General features: G+C 71.2%; 14 protein-coding genes. 12 read left to right on the forward strand and 2 right to left on the reverse strand.

Annotation, left to right across the window (positions count from 1 at the left end; translation table 11 throughout):
- Positions 1-67: 67 nt before the first annotated feature.
- A complete protein-coding gene (gene phoU, locus FM125_RS03265; RefSeq protein ID WP_087133624.1) occupies positions 68-724 on the reverse strand; it encodes a phosphate signaling complex protein PhoU in 657 nt (218 codons plus the stop codon).
- Between the two features lie 154 nt (positions 725-878).
- Here phoU and FM125_RS03270 point away from each other — a divergent pair, with 154 nt between their 5' ends.
- Positions 879-2,111: a sensor histidine kinase gene (locus FM125_RS03270; protein WP_067191353.1), complete on the forward strand. Its 1,233-nt coding sequence runs from the start codon at positions 879-881 to the stop codon at positions 2,109-2,111.
- Complete coding sequence (locus FM125_RS03275; protein ID WP_067191352.1) at positions 2,108-2,788, forward strand: response regulator transcription factor; 681 nt, start codon at positions 2,108-2,110, stop codon at positions 2,786-2,788. Before FM125_RS03270 ends, FM125_RS03275 begins: the two co-directional genes overlap by 4 nt.
- A 160-nt stretch (positions 2,789-2,948) precedes the next feature.
- Here FM125_RS03275 and FM125_RS03280 read toward each other — a convergent pair whose 3' ends face one another.
- Complete coding sequence (locus FM125_RS03280) at positions 2,949-3,488, reverse strand: hypothetical protein (protein WP_067191350.1); 540 nt, start codon at positions 3,486-3,488, stop codon at positions 2,949-2,951.
- A 203-nt stretch (positions 3,489-3,691) separates the two neighbouring features.
- On the opposite strand from FM125_RS03280, the gene FM125_RS03285 reads away from it, so the two are divergent.
- The 10 genes from FM125_RS03285 (at position 3,692) to glgB (ending at position 16,143) form a co-directional block, all read left to right on the forward strand.
- Positions 3,692-4,174: a CarD family transcriptional regulator gene (locus tag FM125_RS03285; protein WP_067191349.1), complete on the forward strand. Its 483-nt coding sequence runs from the start codon at positions 3,692-3,694 to the stop codon at positions 4,172-4,174.
- A 240-nt stretch (positions 4,175-4,414) separates the two neighbouring features.
- A complete protein-coding gene (locus FM125_RS03290; protein ID WP_087133625.1) occupies positions 4,415-5,245 on the forward strand; it encodes an IspD/TarI family cytidylyltransferase in 831 nt (276 codons plus the stop codon).
- Positions 5,242-5,811 (forward strand): 2-C-methyl-D-erythritol 2,4-cyclodiphosphate synthase, encoded by a 570-nt coding sequence (gene ispF, locus FM125_RS03295; RefSeq protein ID WP_087133626.1) that lies wholly within the window; start codon positions 5,242-5,244, stop codon positions 5,809-5,811. The genes FM125_RS03290 and ispF overlap by 4 nt, the downstream gene beginning before the upstream one ends.
- A 36-nt stretch (positions 5,812-5,847) precedes the next feature.
- Entirely contained in the window at positions 5,848-7,314 is a 1,467-nt protein-coding gene (cysS, locus tag FM125_RS03300; protein ID WP_087133627.1) for a cysteine--tRNA ligase, read from the forward strand.
- A 144-nt stretch (positions 7,315-7,458) separates the two neighbouring features.
- Positions 7,459-8,466, forward strand: a complete 1,008-nt coding sequence (gene rlmB, locus FM125_RS03305) for a 23S rRNA (guanosine(2251)-2'-O)-methyltransferase RlmB (protein ID WP_067191342.1) — start codon at positions 7,459-7,461, stop codon at positions 8,464-8,466.
- 186 nt (positions 8,467-8,652) lie between these two features.
- Positions 8,653-9,657 carry an ABC transporter substrate-binding protein gene (locus tag FM125_RS03310; RefSeq protein WP_087133628.1) on the forward strand — a complete coding sequence of 335 codons (1,005 nt, stop codon included), beginning with the start codon at positions 8,653-8,655 and terminating at the stop codon, positions 9,655-9,657.
- Between the two features lie 157 nt (positions 9,658-9,814).
- The gene (locus FM125_RS03315; RefSeq protein WP_087133629.1) at positions 9,815-10,762 is read left to right on the forward strand and encodes an ABC transporter permease; all 948 of its coding nucleotides are present in this window, start codon (positions 9,815-9,817) and stop codon (positions 10,760-10,762) included.
- Complete coding sequence (locus tag FM125_RS03320; RefSeq protein ID WP_067191337.1) at positions 10,755-11,546, forward strand: ABC transporter ATP-binding protein; 792 nt, start codon at positions 10,755-10,757, stop codon at positions 11,544-11,546. Before FM125_RS03315 ends, FM125_RS03320 begins: the two co-directional genes overlap by 8 nt.
- Positions 11,547-11,660: 114 nt before the next feature.
- Entirely contained in the window at positions 11,661-13,751 is a 2,091-nt protein-coding gene (locus FM125_RS03325) for a maltotransferase domain-containing protein (RefSeq protein ID WP_087133634.1), read from the forward strand.
- A 112-nt stretch (positions 13,752-13,863) separates the two neighbouring features.
- Positions 13,864-16,143: a 1,4-alpha-glucan branching protein GlgB gene (gene glgB / locus FM125_RS03330; protein ID WP_087133630.1), complete on the forward strand. Its 2,280-nt coding sequence runs from the start codon at positions 13,864-13,866 to the stop codon at positions 16,141-16,143.
- Positions 16,144-16,328 lie beyond the last annotated feature (185 nt).

The following is a 16,328-nucleotide window of genomic DNA, read 5'->3' on the forward strand; positions in this document are numbered from 1 at the left end:
CGGAGGACAGCACGACGACGGGGCGCCGGCGGGAGGACACTCCCGCCGGCGCCCCGTCGGCTCTGGTTCAGGCGGACTGGTGGGTGGGCATCTGTCCGGTGACCAGGTAGCGCATCTTGCCGGCCACGGACACCGCGTGGTCGGTGAAGCGCTCGAGGTAACGGGAGGCCAGGGTGACGTCCGTGGTCGTCGCCGCGGACTCGGTCCAGGAGGGGGCGCCGATGGCGCGGAAGACGCTGACGTGGTGCTCGTTGACCGTCTCGTTCAGCTCGGAGAGCGAGTCCGCGTGGCCGAGGTCTTGGGTCTCCAGCAGCAGGACCACCTGTGCGGCGGCGTCCACGGTGGCGTCGGCCATCGCGTGGAAGGTCGGACGGATCGACTCGGGGATGACGAGTTCCGGGTAGCGCAGACGAGTCAGCTGCGCGATGTGCCGGGCCAGGTCGCCCATGCGCTCGAGCGAGGTGCTCATGCGCAGGGTGGCCACCACGGTGCGCAGGTCCGAGGCCACCGGGGCGTGGAGGGCGAGCAGCTGGATGGCCTGTTCGTCGAGCTGCTCCTGCAGTCGGTCGATGCGGGCGTCCTCGGAGATGACCTGTTCGGCGCGATGCACATCCGCGGTCTCAAGCGCGGCGCGGGCGTCGTCGGCCGCTCGGTGGACCAGCTCGGCGGTGGTCGTCAGGTCCTTGCCGAGGCGGCTCAGGTTCGCACGGAAGAGCTCGCGCATGTGGCCTCCAGGCGGTGTTCGGTGAGGCCTGCGGGTCCCAGGCCGAAGGGACAGTCTGTCCGGTCCAGGTGAACGGACCCTGAACCCGTCCTGGCCTGCGAGGGAAGACCTGACGGCGGGCTGTGACGCAGTGGGCAGCGGCTACCCTTGAGGGGTGGACCCCGTGATCATCGGCCTGCTCTGCGGAGTGATCGGCCTCGCCGTCGGGGTGGCCTCGATGCTCGCGTTCCGTGCCTCGGAGCGCAGCCGCACCGTCGACCTGACGGTCGACGAGCCCACCCTCCCGAGCGGTGCGGCCGAGGTGCTCTCCGTCATCGGGCGCGCCTACGTCGTCGTGGACGCCGTGGACGGCGTCGTCCGGGCCAACCCCTCCGCCTATGCGTTCGGGCTGGTCCGGGGATACCGCCTGGTCCACGACCAGCTGCGTGAGCTGACCGGCCGGGTCCGTGCCGAGGGCATCACTGTGGAGCGCCGCTACGAACTGCCCCGCGGGCCGATCGGCCAGGGCAGCATCATGGTCCAGCTGCGTGTGGCCCCGCTGGACAACGAGTACATCCTGATCCTCGCCGACGACCGCACCGAGATCACCCGCACCGAGGCCATGCGCAACGACTTCGTGGTGAACGTGTCCCACGAGCTGAAGACCCCCGTCGGCGCCATCTCCCTGCTGGCCGAAGCGCTGGACGACGCGGCGGAGGACGAGGAGGCGGTGCACCGCTTCGCCGGCCGCCTGCAGGTCGAGTCGGTCCGCCTGTCGGCCCTGGTGCAGGACATCATCGAGCTCTCCCGCCTGCAGTCGAAGGACGTCGTCCATGAGGGCCGCCCGGTGGACATGAACAAGGTGGTCGCGGATGCCGTGGACCGGCTTCGTCTCACCGCGGAGGCGCGGGACATCGCCATCAAGGTCGGCGGCTCCATCCCGTACCCGGTGCATGGGGACGCGGACCAGCTGATGACCGCCGTCCGCAACCTCGTGGACAACGCCGTGCGCTATTCACCGGACCAGACCACGGTGGGCGTCGGCCTGTCCGCGGTGGACGGCCTGGCGCAGGTCACGGTGAAGGACCAGGGCATCGGCATCAGCCCGGAGGAGCAGGAACGCGTCTTCGAGCGCTTCTACCGAGTGGACACCGCCCGGTCCCGCCAGACCGGCGGCACCGGCCTGGGCCTGTCCATCGTCAAGCACGTCGTCGCCAACCACGGCGGCGAGGTGACAGTGTGGTCCCAGCAGGGCCGCGGGTCCACCTTCACCGTCCGCCTGCCGCTCTGGAACGGCGGCGACCATGCCCATGACCAGGACACCGTCGAGGCCGACGGCGTCCGTACCCGCCGCGGCGCTCTCTCAGCCGCCGGACGAACAGCACATCGGAAGGAGAACCGCGCATGAGCCGCATCCTGATCGTGGAGGACGAGGAGTCGTTCAGCGATCCGCTGTCCTACCTCCTCGACAAGGAGGGCTTCGAGGTCTCGGTGGCCGCGGACGGCAACGCCGCGATGGCCGAGTTCGAGCGCTCCGGCGCCGACCTGGTCCTGCTGGACCTGATGCTGCCGGGCATGTCCGGCACGGAGGTCTGCCGTCAGATCCGCCAGCGCTCCAACGTGCCGATCATCATGCTCACCGCGAAGGACTCGGAGGTGGACAAGGTCGTCGGCCTCGAGCTCGGCGCGGACGACTACGTCACCAAGCCGTACTCCTCGCGCGAGCTGGTGGCCCGCGTGCGCGCCGTGCTGCGCCGTCAGGGCGAGCCGGAGGAGCTGGTGACCACCACCGTGGCCGCCGGTCCGGTCCGGATGGACATCGAGCGCCACGTGGTCTCTGTGGACGGCGAGCCCGTGTCCCTGCCCCTCAAGGAGTTCGAGCTGCTGGAGATGCTGCTGCGCAACGCCGGCCGTGTGCTCACCCGCGGGCAGCTGATCGACCGCGTGTGGGGCTCGGACTACGTCGGGGACACCAAGACCCTGGACGTGCACGTCAAGCGCCTGCGCTCGAAGATCGAGCCGGACCCGTCCAGCCCGCGCCACCTCGTGACCGTGCGTGGCCTGGGCTACAAGTTCGAGGCCTGAGCGGCCCAGGCGCCGTCCGTGCGGCCGTCCGTGCCGGCGCCGTCTGTGCGGCCGTCTCCGGCCGGAGGCGGAACACTCCCGCAGGCGCGGAGGCCCCGCATGGCGAAGGCCCCGCCTCCCGGATCGGGGAGGCGGGGCCTTCGCGGTGCCTGGGGGAGCGTCAGTGCTCTCCGCCGTAGTGGTGGGTCTCCTCGTGGAGGTGGTCGGTCCACTCGGCCTCGTCGAAGTCGCCCGGCACGAGGTCCCGGTACTCGGCCATGGTGGGACCGAGGACAGGGATCTCGAGGTCCTGGGAGTCGCCGTCCACGGAGAGGGCGCCCTCGGTGTACTCGCCGGCGTCGGCGCCGGCCTCGTCGACCACCCACTCCTCGTCCTGCAGGGACACGACCTTGCCGGCCGGGACGTCGACGTCCTGGGAGTCGCCGGAGACCTCGACGGTGACGGTCATGTCCTCCTGGGTCTTGTTCACGACCGACCCGATGACGCGGCCCTGCTCGTCGGCGCCGGTGGAGACGACGGCGAGGTTGCGCACGCCGGCACCGTCCAGGTCGGCCACAATGCCGTCGCTCGGCGAATACGGGATGCCGGTGGCGATCGGGCTGATGGCGCTGCAGCCGGTGGCCGCCAGCAGGGCGACGGCGGCGGCGGAGCCCGCGCCGAGGCGGCGCAGGCGTGCGGACCGGGTGGCGGCGGTGTTCACGATGATCTCCTCAAAGCGGTGCGGGGCCGGGGCGCACGCGTGCGTGCGGACGGTTGCCTCCAGCCTATCGCACAACCGGACCTGCTCACGCTCGTGACGGCGCAGGCCTTCACTATCACGACCCCCGCCCCGGCCCTCGCTCCGACACTCCGTCCGGCGGGCCCCCCGTGATAGGATGAAGCGTCACGAAAGGGGCCGTTTACATGGTTTTTGAGGTCGGAGAGACCGTCGTCTACCCGCATCACGGTGCAGCCCGCATCGAGGAGATCAAGATGCGGAACATCAAGGGCGAAGAGAAGATGTACCTCAAGCTGAAGGTGGCGCAGGGTGACCTGACCATCGAGGTCCCGGCGGAGAACGTCGACCTCGTCGGTGTGCGCGATGTCGTCGACAAGGAGGGACTCGAGCGCGTCGTCGAGGTGCTCCAGGCCGAGCATGTGGAGGAGCCGACCAACTGGTCGCGCCGCTACAAGGCCAACCTGGAGAAGCTGGCCTCCGGCGACGTCATCAAGGTGGCCGAGGTCGTCCGCGACCTGTGGCGCCGTGAGCAGGACCGCGGCCTGTCCGCCGGCGAGAAGCGCATGCTCTCCAAGGCCCGTCAGGTGCTCGTCTCCGAGCTGGCCCTGGCGAAGAAGGTCTCCGAGGAGGAGGCCGAGGGCATCCTGGACAAGACCCTCGAGGGCTGATCGCCCGGTCTGCGTCCACACCGCATCAGGCGTGAACCGACGACCCGTCCGCTGCACCGCAGCGGGCGGGTCGTCTGCGTCTCCGCCCCCAGACACTTTCGTTCGTGAAAATGTCGAGTCCCCAGACATTTTCGTTCGTGGAAATGTCGAGTTCCGCCCGCACCCCGCCGGCCGCCCACCCGAAAGCGACGCGCATGTGCGGTAGGAATGGGGGAGCAGCCGCTCGCCGAAGGAGTCCTCATGCCCACCGCTGTCCTGCTCGCCGCCGCGGGCTCGGGCACCCGCCTCGGGGCGGGCATGCCGAAGGCCCTGGCCCCGCTGGCCGACGGCCGCACGCTCCTGGAGCACGGTCTCGAGACCGTGGCGCAGGTGCCGGACGTGGACGTGGTGGTCGTCCTCGTCCCGCCCGCCGACCAGTCGCGCGCGGAGGTCACCGCGATCGTCGAGGAGTGCGCCCTGCGCCTGGGCCTCACCGCCTCCTGTGTGCCCGGCGGCGCCGAGCGGGCCGACTCCGTGGCCGCCGGCCTCGCCGAGGTCGCCCGCCTGCTGGGGGCCGCGCCCGCCTCGGCCACCCCCGCCCCGGACGTCACCTCGGCCGCCGCGTCCTCCTGCCTGCACGACGACGGCACCCACTGCCGCCACGACCCTCACCTCGTGCTCGTCCACGACGCCGCGCGCCCGTTCACGCCGCCGGCCGTGTTCGCCGCCGTGGTGGAGGGCCTCGCCTCCGCGAAGGCCGTCATCCCGGCGGTGCCGGTGACGGACACCGTGAAGCAGGTGAGCGTGGACGCGAACGGTGCCGAGACCGTCGTCGGGACACCGTCCCGGGCGATGCTGCGGGCGGTGCAGACGCCGCAGGGCTTCGACCTGGACGCGCTGCTGGCCGCGCACGAGCAGGTGCGCCGGGACCCGGAGCTGGACGCCGCGGCCCTGACCGACGACGCGATGGTCATGGAGGCCGCCGGGCATGTCGTCCGTGTGGTCCCCGGCCATGCCGACGCCTTCAAGATCACCACCCCGGCGGACCTGGAGCAGGCCGCCGCCCTCATCGCCCGCAGGAGCCTGTCATGAGCCAGCACACCGCCGCCGACCGCCCCGCCGACCGCCCGTTCCCGCTGCCCCGGACAGGGATCGGGGTGGACGTGCACGCTGTGGCGGACCCGGAACGTCAGGGCCCTGACGCACAGGAGCACCGCGCCGCGGTGGAGCGCGGGTGTTGGGTGGCGGGCCTGCACTGGCCCGGCGAGTCGGCGCTGGCCGGCCACTCGGATGCGGACGTCGCCGCGCACGCCTGCTGCGACGCCCTGTTCTCCGCCGCCGGCATCGGGGACCTGGGGAAGCACTTCGGCACCGGCCGTGTCGAGTTCGCCGGTGCCTCCGGCAGCACCCTGCTGGCCGAGGCCGCGCGTCTGGTCCGTGAGGCGGGGTACGAGATCGGCAACGTCGCGGTGCAGGTGGTGGGCAACCGTCCGAAGATCGGAACGCGGAGGGACGAGGCCCAGGCCGTGCTCTCGGAGGCCGCCGGCGCCCCGGTGTCCGTCTCCGGCACCACCACGGACCGCCTCGGCCTGACCGGCCGCGGCGAGGGCACCGCGGCGATCGCCACGGCGCTGGTGTACCCGCGCGACGCCGGCTGACCAGCCCGCGGGACGGCCCCGATAGGATCGGGGACCGTGGCACAGCGTTTCTATGACACCCAGGCGGCCCAGGTCCGCGATTTCGTCCCCGTCCGCCCCGGCGAGGCGTCGGTCTACTACTGCGGCGCCACCGTGCAGGGCATGCCGCACGTGGGGCACGTGCGCAGCGCCATCGTCTTCGACATCCTCGTGCGCTGGCTGGAGGCCTCCGGCCTGAAGGTCACCTCGGTCCGCAACGTCACGGACATCGACGACAAGATCCTGGACCGCTCCGCCGCGTCCATGGAGGACGACTTCGAGGCCTCGGCCCTGTACCCGGCGCGCGAGCAGTGGTGGGCGCTGGCCTACCGGTTCGAGAAGGCGTTCGACGCCGCCTACCTGGCCCTCGGCGTCCGCCGTCCCACCTACGAGCCGCGAGCCACCGGCCACGTGACCGAGATGTTCGCGCTCATCCAGCGCCTCATGGACCGCGGCCACGCCTACCCAGCCACGGACGACTCCGGGGACGTGTACTTCGACGTCCGCTCCTTCGACGCCTACGGCGCCCTCACGCGTCAGCGCGTGGAGGACATGCAGGACGCCCCGGACGCGGACCCGCGCGGCAAGCGCGACCCCCGCGACTTCGCCCTGTGGAAGGGCGCCAAGGCCGGCGAGCCGGAGACCGCCCGGTGGGACTCCCCGTGGGGCCGCGGCCGCCCGGGCTGGCACCTGGAGTGCTCGGCCATGGCCACCAAGTACCTCGGCGCCGAGTTCGACATCCACGGCGGCGGACTGGACCTGCGCTTCCCACACCATGAGAACGAGCTGGCCCAGTCCTCGGCCGCCGGCGACCCGTTCGCCCGCTTCTGGCTGCACAACGGCCTGGTCACCTACGAGGGCGAGAAGATGTCCAAGTCCGTCGGCAACACCATCTCCCCGGAGGAGATGATGCAGATGGCCCGCCCGAAGGCCGTCCGCTACTTCCTCGGCCAGGCCCACTACCGCTCGCAGCTGGACTACCGTCCGGGCTCCCTGGACGAGGCCGAGGCTGCCGTGGAGCGCATCGAGAACTTCGTCTCGCGCGCCTCCTCCCAGCTGGGAGACCCCGCCGTGAGCCACGACGACGGCACGCCCCTCGGCGCGCACGTCCCGGAGGCCTTCCGCTCGGCGATGGAGGACGACCTCAACGTGCCGCAGGCGCTCGCCGTGCTGCACGAGGCCGTCCGCGCGGGCAACTCCGCCCTGGCGGCGATGGAGACGGACGCCGTGGCCGCCCGGTACGCCGAGGTCACCGCGATGACCCGCATCCTCGGCCTGGACGACGTCCCGGAGTCCTCCGCCGGCGCCGCCGGCCCGGCCGCCGACGCCCTGGACTCGCTGGTGCGCTCGCAGATCGAGGCCCGCGCCCAGGCCCGCGCCGAGAAGGACTGGGCCACCGCGGACCGCATCCGCGACGCCCTGACGGCCGCCGGCATCGTGGTGGAGGACAGCGCGGACGGCGCGACCTGGCACCTGGCCGACTGAGCCGGTGCCCTCCGTCCGCAGAGGCGAGCGCCACTAGACTGGCCGCTGAGTCGGTGAGCCGGGTGCCGTCGTCGTGCCCCGCCGCCCCCGTACCCCGCCGGAGCCGAGGGCTCCGCGCAGTCCCCACCCGCTGAAGGAGACGCCATGTCGTCCGCACCCCGCTCCGGCGGTTCCCGCAAGGCCAAGGGCAAGAAGGGCCCGCAGAAGGGCACCGGCGGCCACGGCCGCAGGGCGCTCGAGGGCAAGGGCCCCACCCCGAAGGCCGAAGACCGCGTCTACCACAAGGCCTACCGCAACAAGCAGCTCGCCGAGCGTGCGGCGGCCAAGCGTCCGGCGTCGCCGCGCCGGCAGCGTTCCTCCACCGCGGATGAGACCGTGTCCGGCCGCAACCCGGTGGTGGAGGCGCTGCGCGCCGGCATCCCGGCGAAGGCCCTCCACGTGGCCACCCGCATCGAGGTGGACGATCGCGTGAAGGAGGCCCTGCGCCAGTGCGCCGAGCAGGGGATCCCGGTCATGGAGAACACCAAGCCGGAGCTGGACCGCATGTCCGGCGAGGCCATCCACCAGGGCCTGGTCCTGCAGATCCCGCCGTACGACTACGCGGATGCCCTGGACCTGGCCCGCACCACCCTGGAGAAGGACGCGGCCGGGCACCTGCGCACCCGTCCGCTGCTCATCGCGTTGGACGGCATCACGGACCCGCGCAACCTCGGCGCGATCATCCGCTCCGGCTCCGCGTTCGGCGCGGACGGCGTGATCGTCCCGTCCCGCCGCTCCGTGGGCGTCACCGCCACCGCCTGGCGCACCTCCGCCGGCGCGGCCGCCCGCGTCCCGGTGGCGCAGGCCGGCAACCTGAACACCACGCTGGCCGAGCTGCACCGCATGGGCTACTTCGTGCTCGGCCTGGACGGCGGCGGAGACGTCGGTCTGCCGGGCCTGGAGCTGGCCACCGAGCCTCTCGTGCTCGTGGTGGGCGCCGAGGGCAAGGGGCTGTCCCGCCTGGTGCGCGAGCACTGCCAGCAGATCGTCTCCATCCCGATCGACTCGTCCATGGAGTCCCTCAACGCCTCCATGGCGGTGGGCGTCTCCCTGTACGAGATCTCGGTGCAGCGCTCGGGTGGCCGGAATGCCTCCGCACAGGACGCTTCCTGACGTTTCGTCCACGTGTGGCGTGTGAACCGCGTCATAGGGTCCCGAACCGCGGTCCAGGCTGTATGTTGTGTGCATCACATCACGCGATGTGACCCACTGCGGGCCGGAACACCGTCTCCGGCATCGGCCCGCAGCGCTCGCACACCACGGTCGCTGCTGCGACCCCGAACGCTGAGGACACTTCCCATGAAGAGGACCGCATCCCCGCTCCGCATCACCGCCGCCATGGCTGTCCTGGCCCTCGGTCTCACCGCCTGCGGTGACTCCGGTGCCGGCGACGGCAACGGTGACGGCAACGACGGCCCCTACAAGATCGGCATCTCCCAGCTGACCTCGCACCCGGCGCTGGACGCCACCGCCGAGGGCTTCCAGGAGGCCTTCGACGAGGCCGGCATCGAGGTGGAGTTCGACCTGCAGAACGCCCAGGGCGAGGTCGCCACCGCGAACTCGATCGCCAACACCTTCGCCGGTGACGGGGACGTGGACCTGGTCGCCTCGATCGCCACCCCGGCCGCCCAGGCCGCCGCCACCGCGGTGAAGGACAAGCCGGTCGTCTTCATGGCCGTCACCGACGCCGTCGGCGCCGGCATCGTCGAGGACGAGGAGAAGCCGGGCGGCAACGTCACCGGCCAGTCCGACCGCAACCCGGTGAAGGAGCAGCTGCAGCTGCTGCTGGACGTCAAGGACGACGTCAAGACCGTCGGCATCGTCTGGAACTCCGGCGAGGCGAACTCGAAGTCCCAGGTGGAGCAGGCCAAGGAGGCCGCCAAGGAGCTGGGCATCGAGATCAAGGACGTGACCGTCACCAACTCCTCCGAGGTCCAGCAGGGCGTGCAGTCGCTGTCCGACGTGGACGGCATCTACGTGCCGACCGACAACGCGGTGGTCTCCGCCCTCGAGTCCGTGATCTCCTTCGGCCAGGAGAACGAGATCCCGGTGATCTCCGCGGACACCGACTCCGTGGAGCGCGGCGCCCTGGGCACCTACGGCATCGACTACGAGCAGCACGGCAAGCTCGCCGGCGAGATGGCCGTCAAGATCCTCAAGGACGGCGAGGACCCGGCCGACATGGCGGTCGGCTTCGCCCCGGAGGACGCCCTCGAGCTGGTCGTCTCCCCGGAGAACGCCAAGAAGTTCGGCGTGGAGATCCCGCAGGAGGTCATCGACCGCGCCGACGAGACCATCGACTGACCCACTCTCCCCGTTCGCACCGGGTGCGGCCCTGACAGGACCCGTGTCCTGGTCAGGGCCGCCCCCGTGTGGGACCCCCGGCGGCACGACGACGGCCGCCCGCCCGGCAGGGGCGGCACACCGTGGTCGCAGGTCGCCTCCCAGAAAGGCTTCACGCATGATCTCAGCGCTCGAACTGGGTCTGGTCTACGCCGTGATGGCACTCGGCGTGTACCTGACCTTCCGCATCCTCAACTTCCCGGACCTCACCGTGGACGGGTCGTACACCTCCGGCGCCGCCACCGCGGCGATCCTCATCACCAACGGCACCCACTGGGCACTGGCCATGGTCGCGGCGTTCTTCGTCGGCACCGCCGCCGGCCTCATCACGGGCCTGCTGCACACGAAGGGCAAGATCGACGGGCTGCTCGCCGGCATCCTGACGATGATCGCCCTGTACTCGGTCAACCTGCGCATCATGGGCGGGGCGAACATCCCGCTGCTGGGCCAGGACACCCTGTTCTCCGGGCTGGCCGGATTCGGCGTCGGCCGCAACTGGCAGTCCGTGGCGGTCCTGTTCGTCCTCGTGTTCGTCCTGAAGCTGGTCCTGGACTGGTTCCTGCACACGGACATGGGCCTGGCCCTGCAGGCCACCGGCGACAACGAGGAGATGATCCGCTCCTACGGCGTCTCCACGGACCGCATGAAGATCCTCGGTCTGATGCTCTCCAACGGCCTGGTCGCCCTCTGCGGATCTGCCATGGCGCAGTACCAGGGCTTCTCGGACATCTCGATGGGCATCGGCCTCATCCTGGTGGGCCTGGCCTCGGTGATCGTCGGCCAGGCGATCTTCGGCACCCGCACCGTGTTCATCGCGACCTTCGCGGTGATCGTGGGTGCCGTCCTCTACCGCGTGATCATCCAGCTGGCGTTGAACGCCGGCCTGAACCCGAACGACATGAAGCTGATCTCGGCCGCCCTCGTGGTGCTCGCCCTGCTGCTGCCGCAGTTCGGCATCGCCAAGCGCCTGAGCATCCGATCCAGGGCCACGGCGGACACCTCCTCCCCGGCTGCCGTGGACGCCGAGGCCGACGCTCCGACCCCGCAGGAGGCCACCCGTGCTTGAGATCCGTGACGTCTCCAAGACGTTCTTCCCGAACACCGTCAACGAGCGCAAGGCGCTGCGCGGCATCGACCTGCACCTGGACGAGGGTGACTTCGTCACGGTCATCGGCTCCAACGGCGCCGGAAAGTCCACCGTCCTCAACACGATCGCCGGCAAGCTGACCCCGGACACCGGCTCGGTGTCCGTGGCGGGCAAGGACGTCACGAAGATGGCCGACCACCGCCGCGCGCAGTGGATCGGCCGCGTGTTCCAGGACCCGACGGCCGGCACGGCGCCGAACCTGACGATCCAGGAGAACATGGCGCTGGCCTTCCGCCGCGGCCACGTCCGCGGCCTGGCCGCCGGCGTCTCGAAGTCCCGCAAGGACCTGTTCCGCGAGGCGCTCACCACGCTGGAGCTCGGTCTGGAGAACCGCCTCACCACCAAGGTGGGTCTGCTCTCCGGCGGCCAGCGCCAGGCGCTGTCCCTGCTCATGGCGACCTTCTCCGGCCCGAAGATCCTGCTGCTGGACGAGCACACCGCAGCGCTCGACCCGTCCCGCGCCGAGCTGGTCACCCGCCTGACCGAGCAGGTCGTGGCGGAGCACCGGCTGACCACGCTGATGGTCACGCACAACATGGACCAGGCGCTGCAGGTCGGCAACCGGCTGATCATGATGCACGACGGCGAGATCATCCTCGAGCTGGACGAGCAGGAGAAGGCCGGCAAGACCGCCCAGGACCTGCTCGCCGAGTTCGGCAAGATCAAGGGTGCGGTGGTGGATGACAAGACCATGCTCCAGTGATCTGGGCGCCGTGGGGGCAGGGGCCGTGCCCGGTCCGACCGGTCCGGCGTCTGTTCCCGCCGGACCCTGCCGCGCGGTAGCGTCTCAGACGTGGAGAAGCCTCAGAACGTCGCCGTGTCCGCCGATCGTCCGGTGTCCGTCGCCGGAACCCGTCCCGTGACCCTCACCGGTCGCATCCCCGTCACGGAGGTGGAGCCCGTCGTCGAGGGCGGCAGCTTCCCGGCGAAGGCCGTGGTGGGGGAGGACGTGCCTGTCCGCGCCACCGTGTTCCGTGAAGGTCATGACGGCCTGGGCGCCACCGCCCGGCTGATCGGCCCGGACGGCGCCGAGGTCCAGCGGGTGCACATGCGCCCCGGCCGTCCCGGCCTGGACGAGTTCCTCGCGACCCTGCGCCCCTCGCGGCCGGGCCTGCACCACTTCGTGGTGGAGGGATGGTCGGACCCGGTGGGCACCTGGCATCACGCGGCAGAGGTGAAGATCGCCGCCGGAGTCGATGTGGAGCTGATGCTGGCCGAGGGCGAGGCCCTCTTCGCCCGTGCCGCCGAGGACGCCACCCGCTCCGCCGAGGACCGTGCCCTGTTCTCCGCCGCCGCCCGCACTCTGGCGGACACCTCCCGCCTGCCCGCCGAGCGCCTGGCTGCGGCCGAGGACCCGGAGCTGGTCGCCGCGCTCGCCGCACGCCCCCTCCGCGAGCTGCTCTCCAGCTCGGAGGAGTACCCGCTGGACGTGCAGCGCGAGCTGGCCGGCCGCGGCGGCTGGTACGAGTTCTTCCCGCGCTCGGAGGGCGCCCGCTTCGACGAGGCCACCGGCACCTGGCACTCGGGCACCTTCGCCACCGCCGCCGAACGCATCCCGGCCGTGGCCTCCATGGGCTTCCAGGTCCTCTACGTGCCGCCGATCCACCCGATCGGCCACGCCCACCGCAAGGGCCCGAACAACACGCTGACCGCCGGTGAGCAGGACCCGGGATCGCCGTGGGCCATCGGCTCGGAGGCGGGCGGCCATGACGCCGTGCACCCGGACCTGGGCACCCTCGAGGACTTCGACGCCTTCGTGGCCGCCACCCGGGAGAACGGCCTCGAGCTCGCCCTGGACCTGGCGCTGCAGTGCGCCCCGGACCACCCCTGGGTGCAGAGCCACCCGGAGTGGTTCACCACCCGCGTGGACGGCACCATCGCCTACGCGGAGAACCCGCCGAAGAAGTACCAGGACATCTACCCGCTGAACTTCGACAACGACCCGCAGGGTCTGGCCGACGCCGTCCTCGAGGTGGTGCGCGGCTGGGTCGCCCGCGGCGTGCACATCTTCCGCGTGGACAACCCGCACACCAAGCCGCTGTGGTTCTGGGAGTGGCTGATCGCGCAGGTCCGCGCCGAGACCCCGGAGGTCGTCTTCCTCGCCGAGGCGTTCACCCGCCCGGCGATGATGCACGCCCTCGGACGCGTGGGCTTCCAGCAGTCCTACGGCTACTTCACCTGGCGGAACACCCGGGAGGAGCTGGAGGAGTACCTCGAGGAGGTCACGCAGCAGACGGCGGGCTTCTACCGCCCGAACTTCTTCGTGAACACCCCGGACATCCTCACCGAGTACCTGCAGACCGGCGGCCCCGGTGCCTTCCGCATCCGCGCCGTCGTCGCCGCGATGTCCAATCCGCTGTGGGGTGTCTACGCCGGCTTCGAGCTGTTCGAGCATGTGCCGCGGCCGGGCGCCGAGGAGTACATCGACTCGGAGAAGTACGAGTACCGCCCGCGGGACTGGGCCGGCGCCGAGGCCGCGGGGCAGTCCCTGGCCCCGTACCTGACCCGCCTCAACGAGATTCGGGCCGAGCACCCGGCGCTGCGGGACCTGCAGAACCTGACCCTGCACTCGGCGCTGCATTCGGACGTGCTGGTCTTCTCCAAGCGTCGTGCCGCCGCCCCCGAGGGCATCCACGCCGACGCCGCCGCGGTCACCGACGCCCCGGCCGGCACCGCCGATGACGTCGTCCTGGTGACCGTCACCTGCAACCCGCACGAGGTGGCCGAGTCCACCCTCGAGCTGGACTTCGAGGCGCTCGGCGTCCGCGACGAGGACCGGGACGAGCAGGGCCGCATCGAGGTCGAGGACCTGCTGACCGGTCAGCGCTGGCACTGGGACGAGCGCCCGTACGTGCGCCTGGACCCGTCCGCGGAGCCGGCCCACATCCTGCGGATCGTCCGCGGCTGAGGCGGGCGGGGCGCCGTCGTGGACCCGGATTCGACGACGGCGACCCCTCGCCACCTGCGGAGGGGGCGCCCCCGGTGCCCCGTCGCCCACCGTTCGCCACCGAGAGGACCGCATGAGCACCCCGTCCCCCGCCCCGCTGCCCGTCGAGCAGGAGTTGCTGGCCGCCGTCGCGCAGGGCCGCCACTACGCTCCCCACGACGTGCTGGGCGCTCACCCGCACCCGGACGGCACCGCCGTGACCTACCGCGTGCTGCGCCCACTGGCGGGGACGGTCGAGGTCGTGCGCGCCGGGGACGGCGTGCGCGTGGAGCTCGAGCATGAGCACGACGGCGTCTTCGTCGGCGTGGCCCCGATCCCCGCGGCGGCCGGCGTCTCCGCCGGGGACTACCGGGTGCACGTGGCCTACCCGGTCGGGGAGGACGGCGCCCTCGGTGACGTCGAGGAGCAGGACGACCCGTACCGGCACCTGCCGACCGTCGGCGAGCTGGACCTGCACCTGATCGCGGAGGGCCGCCATGAGCGGCTCTGGGAGGCGCTGGGAGCGAGAGTGCGCCGTTCAGACGATGGGGCCGTCGTCGGAACCTCCTTCGCGGTGTGGGCGCCGAACGCGCGCGCCGTCCGCGTGGTGGGGGACCACAACGGCTGGTCCGGGCGCGTGCAGGCGATGCGCAGCCTGGGCGCCTCCGGCGTCTGGGAGCTGTTCGTGCCCGGCGTCGGCCACGGCACCCGCTACAAGTACGAGATCCTCGGCGTGGACGGCCACTGGCGGCAGAAGGCGGACCCGCTGGCCCGCTGGACCGAGGTGCCGCCGGCCACCGCGTCGCGCGTCTGGGACTCGGAGTACACGTTCCGGGACCGCGAGTGGATGCAGCGCCGTGCGCAGACCGACCCGCACGAGCAGCCGCTGAGCGTCTACGAGGTGCACCTGGGCTCCTGGCGCCCGGGCCTGGGCTACCGGGAGCTGGCGGAGCAGCTCGTGGAGTACGTGACGTGGCTGGGCTTCACGCATGTGGAGTTCCTGCCCCCGGCCGAGCATCCGTTCGGCGGCTCCTGGGGCTACCAGGTGACCGGTTTCTACGCGCCGACCTCCCGGTTCGGCACCCCGGACGAGTTCAAGCACCTGGTGGACGCGCTGCATGCGGCGGGCATCGGCGTGATCGTGGACTGGGTCCCGGCGCATTTCCCCAAGGATGAGTTCGCGCTCGGACGGTTCGACGGCTCCTGCGTGTACGAGCACCCGGACCCGCGCCGCGGCGAGCATCCGGACTGGGGCACCTACGTCTTCGACTACGGGCGGCCACAGGTGCGGAACTTCCTGGTGGCCAACGCCCTGTACTGGCTGGAGGAGTTCCACATCGACGGGCTGCGCGTGGACGCCGTGGCCTCGATGCTGTACCTGGACTACTCCCGCAACGAGGGCGAGTGGGAGCCGAACGTCCATGGCGGCAACCACAACCTGGAGGCCATCGCCTTCCTGCGCGAGGTGAACACCACCGCGTATCGCACGCATCCGGGCATCCACATGATCGCGGAGGAGTCCACGGCGTTCGAGGGCGTCTCTGCCCCGGTGGACGCCGGCGGCCTGGGCTTCGGCAAGAAGTGGAACATGGGCTGGATGCACGACACCCTGGCCTACCTCGGCGAGGACCCCGTGAACCGCTCGTGGCACCACGGGCAGTGGACGTTCTCCATGGTCTATGCGTACTCGGAGAACTACGTGCTGCCCCTTTCCCATGACGAGGTGGTGCACGGCAAGGGCTCGCTGCTGACGAAGATCCCCGGCGATCGGAGCGTGCAGCTGGCCACCCTGCGGGCGTACTTCGCGTACATGTGGGCGCACCCGGGCAAGAAGCTGCTGTTCATGGGCGGTGAGTACGCCCAGCCCTCCGAGTGGTCCGAGGGCGACGGCCTGGACTGGGGCGCCTCCTGGGCGCCCGAGCACCGCGGCGTGCAGCTGACGGTGCGGGAACTGAACCGCCAGTACGGCAAGACACCGGCCCTGTGGTCCGCGGACCACACGCCGGACGGATTCACCTGGCTGGAGAAGGATGCCGCTCAGGAGAACCTGCTCGCCTTCGTGCGGCGTGCCGCCGCCGGGCACGACGACGGCCGGGACCTCGTCTGCCTGACCCACCTCTCCGGGGTGGGGCGTCAGGGCTACCGCCTGGGCGTACCGTCGGCGGGGCAGTGGGAGATCGTGCTCGACACCTCGGATGCCGCGTTGGCCGGCAGAGCGGAGGACGCTGCGGCACAGGACGCGCTTCTCGCGCAGCGGAGCATGTCCACGGTGACGGCAGAAGACACGCCGTGGCACGGACAAGACCACTCCGTGGTGGTGAACGTGCCGGCGCTGACCACACTGTGGCTGCGTCCACGGTGCGGCACGATGTGACCGACCACACCACACACCGGACCGTCCGCGGACCGGCGCAGACGGTGCACGACCCCGCCAGAACCCGCGGAATACCGCGGAATCCGAGGTGACAGGTGCCGGAGTCGGCCCCGATTTTGCGTGTGGGGGGGGGGATGTGTGTAGAGTTCTTTCTCGTGCTGAGGCGCGGAACGGATCAGTTCGCA

Origin of the sequence: Micrococcus lylae (genome assembly GCF_900163825.1) — a bacterium.
GTDB classification, from domain to species: Bacteria; Actinomycetota; Actinomycetes; order Actinomycetales; family Micrococcaceae; genus Micrococcus; species Micrococcus lylae.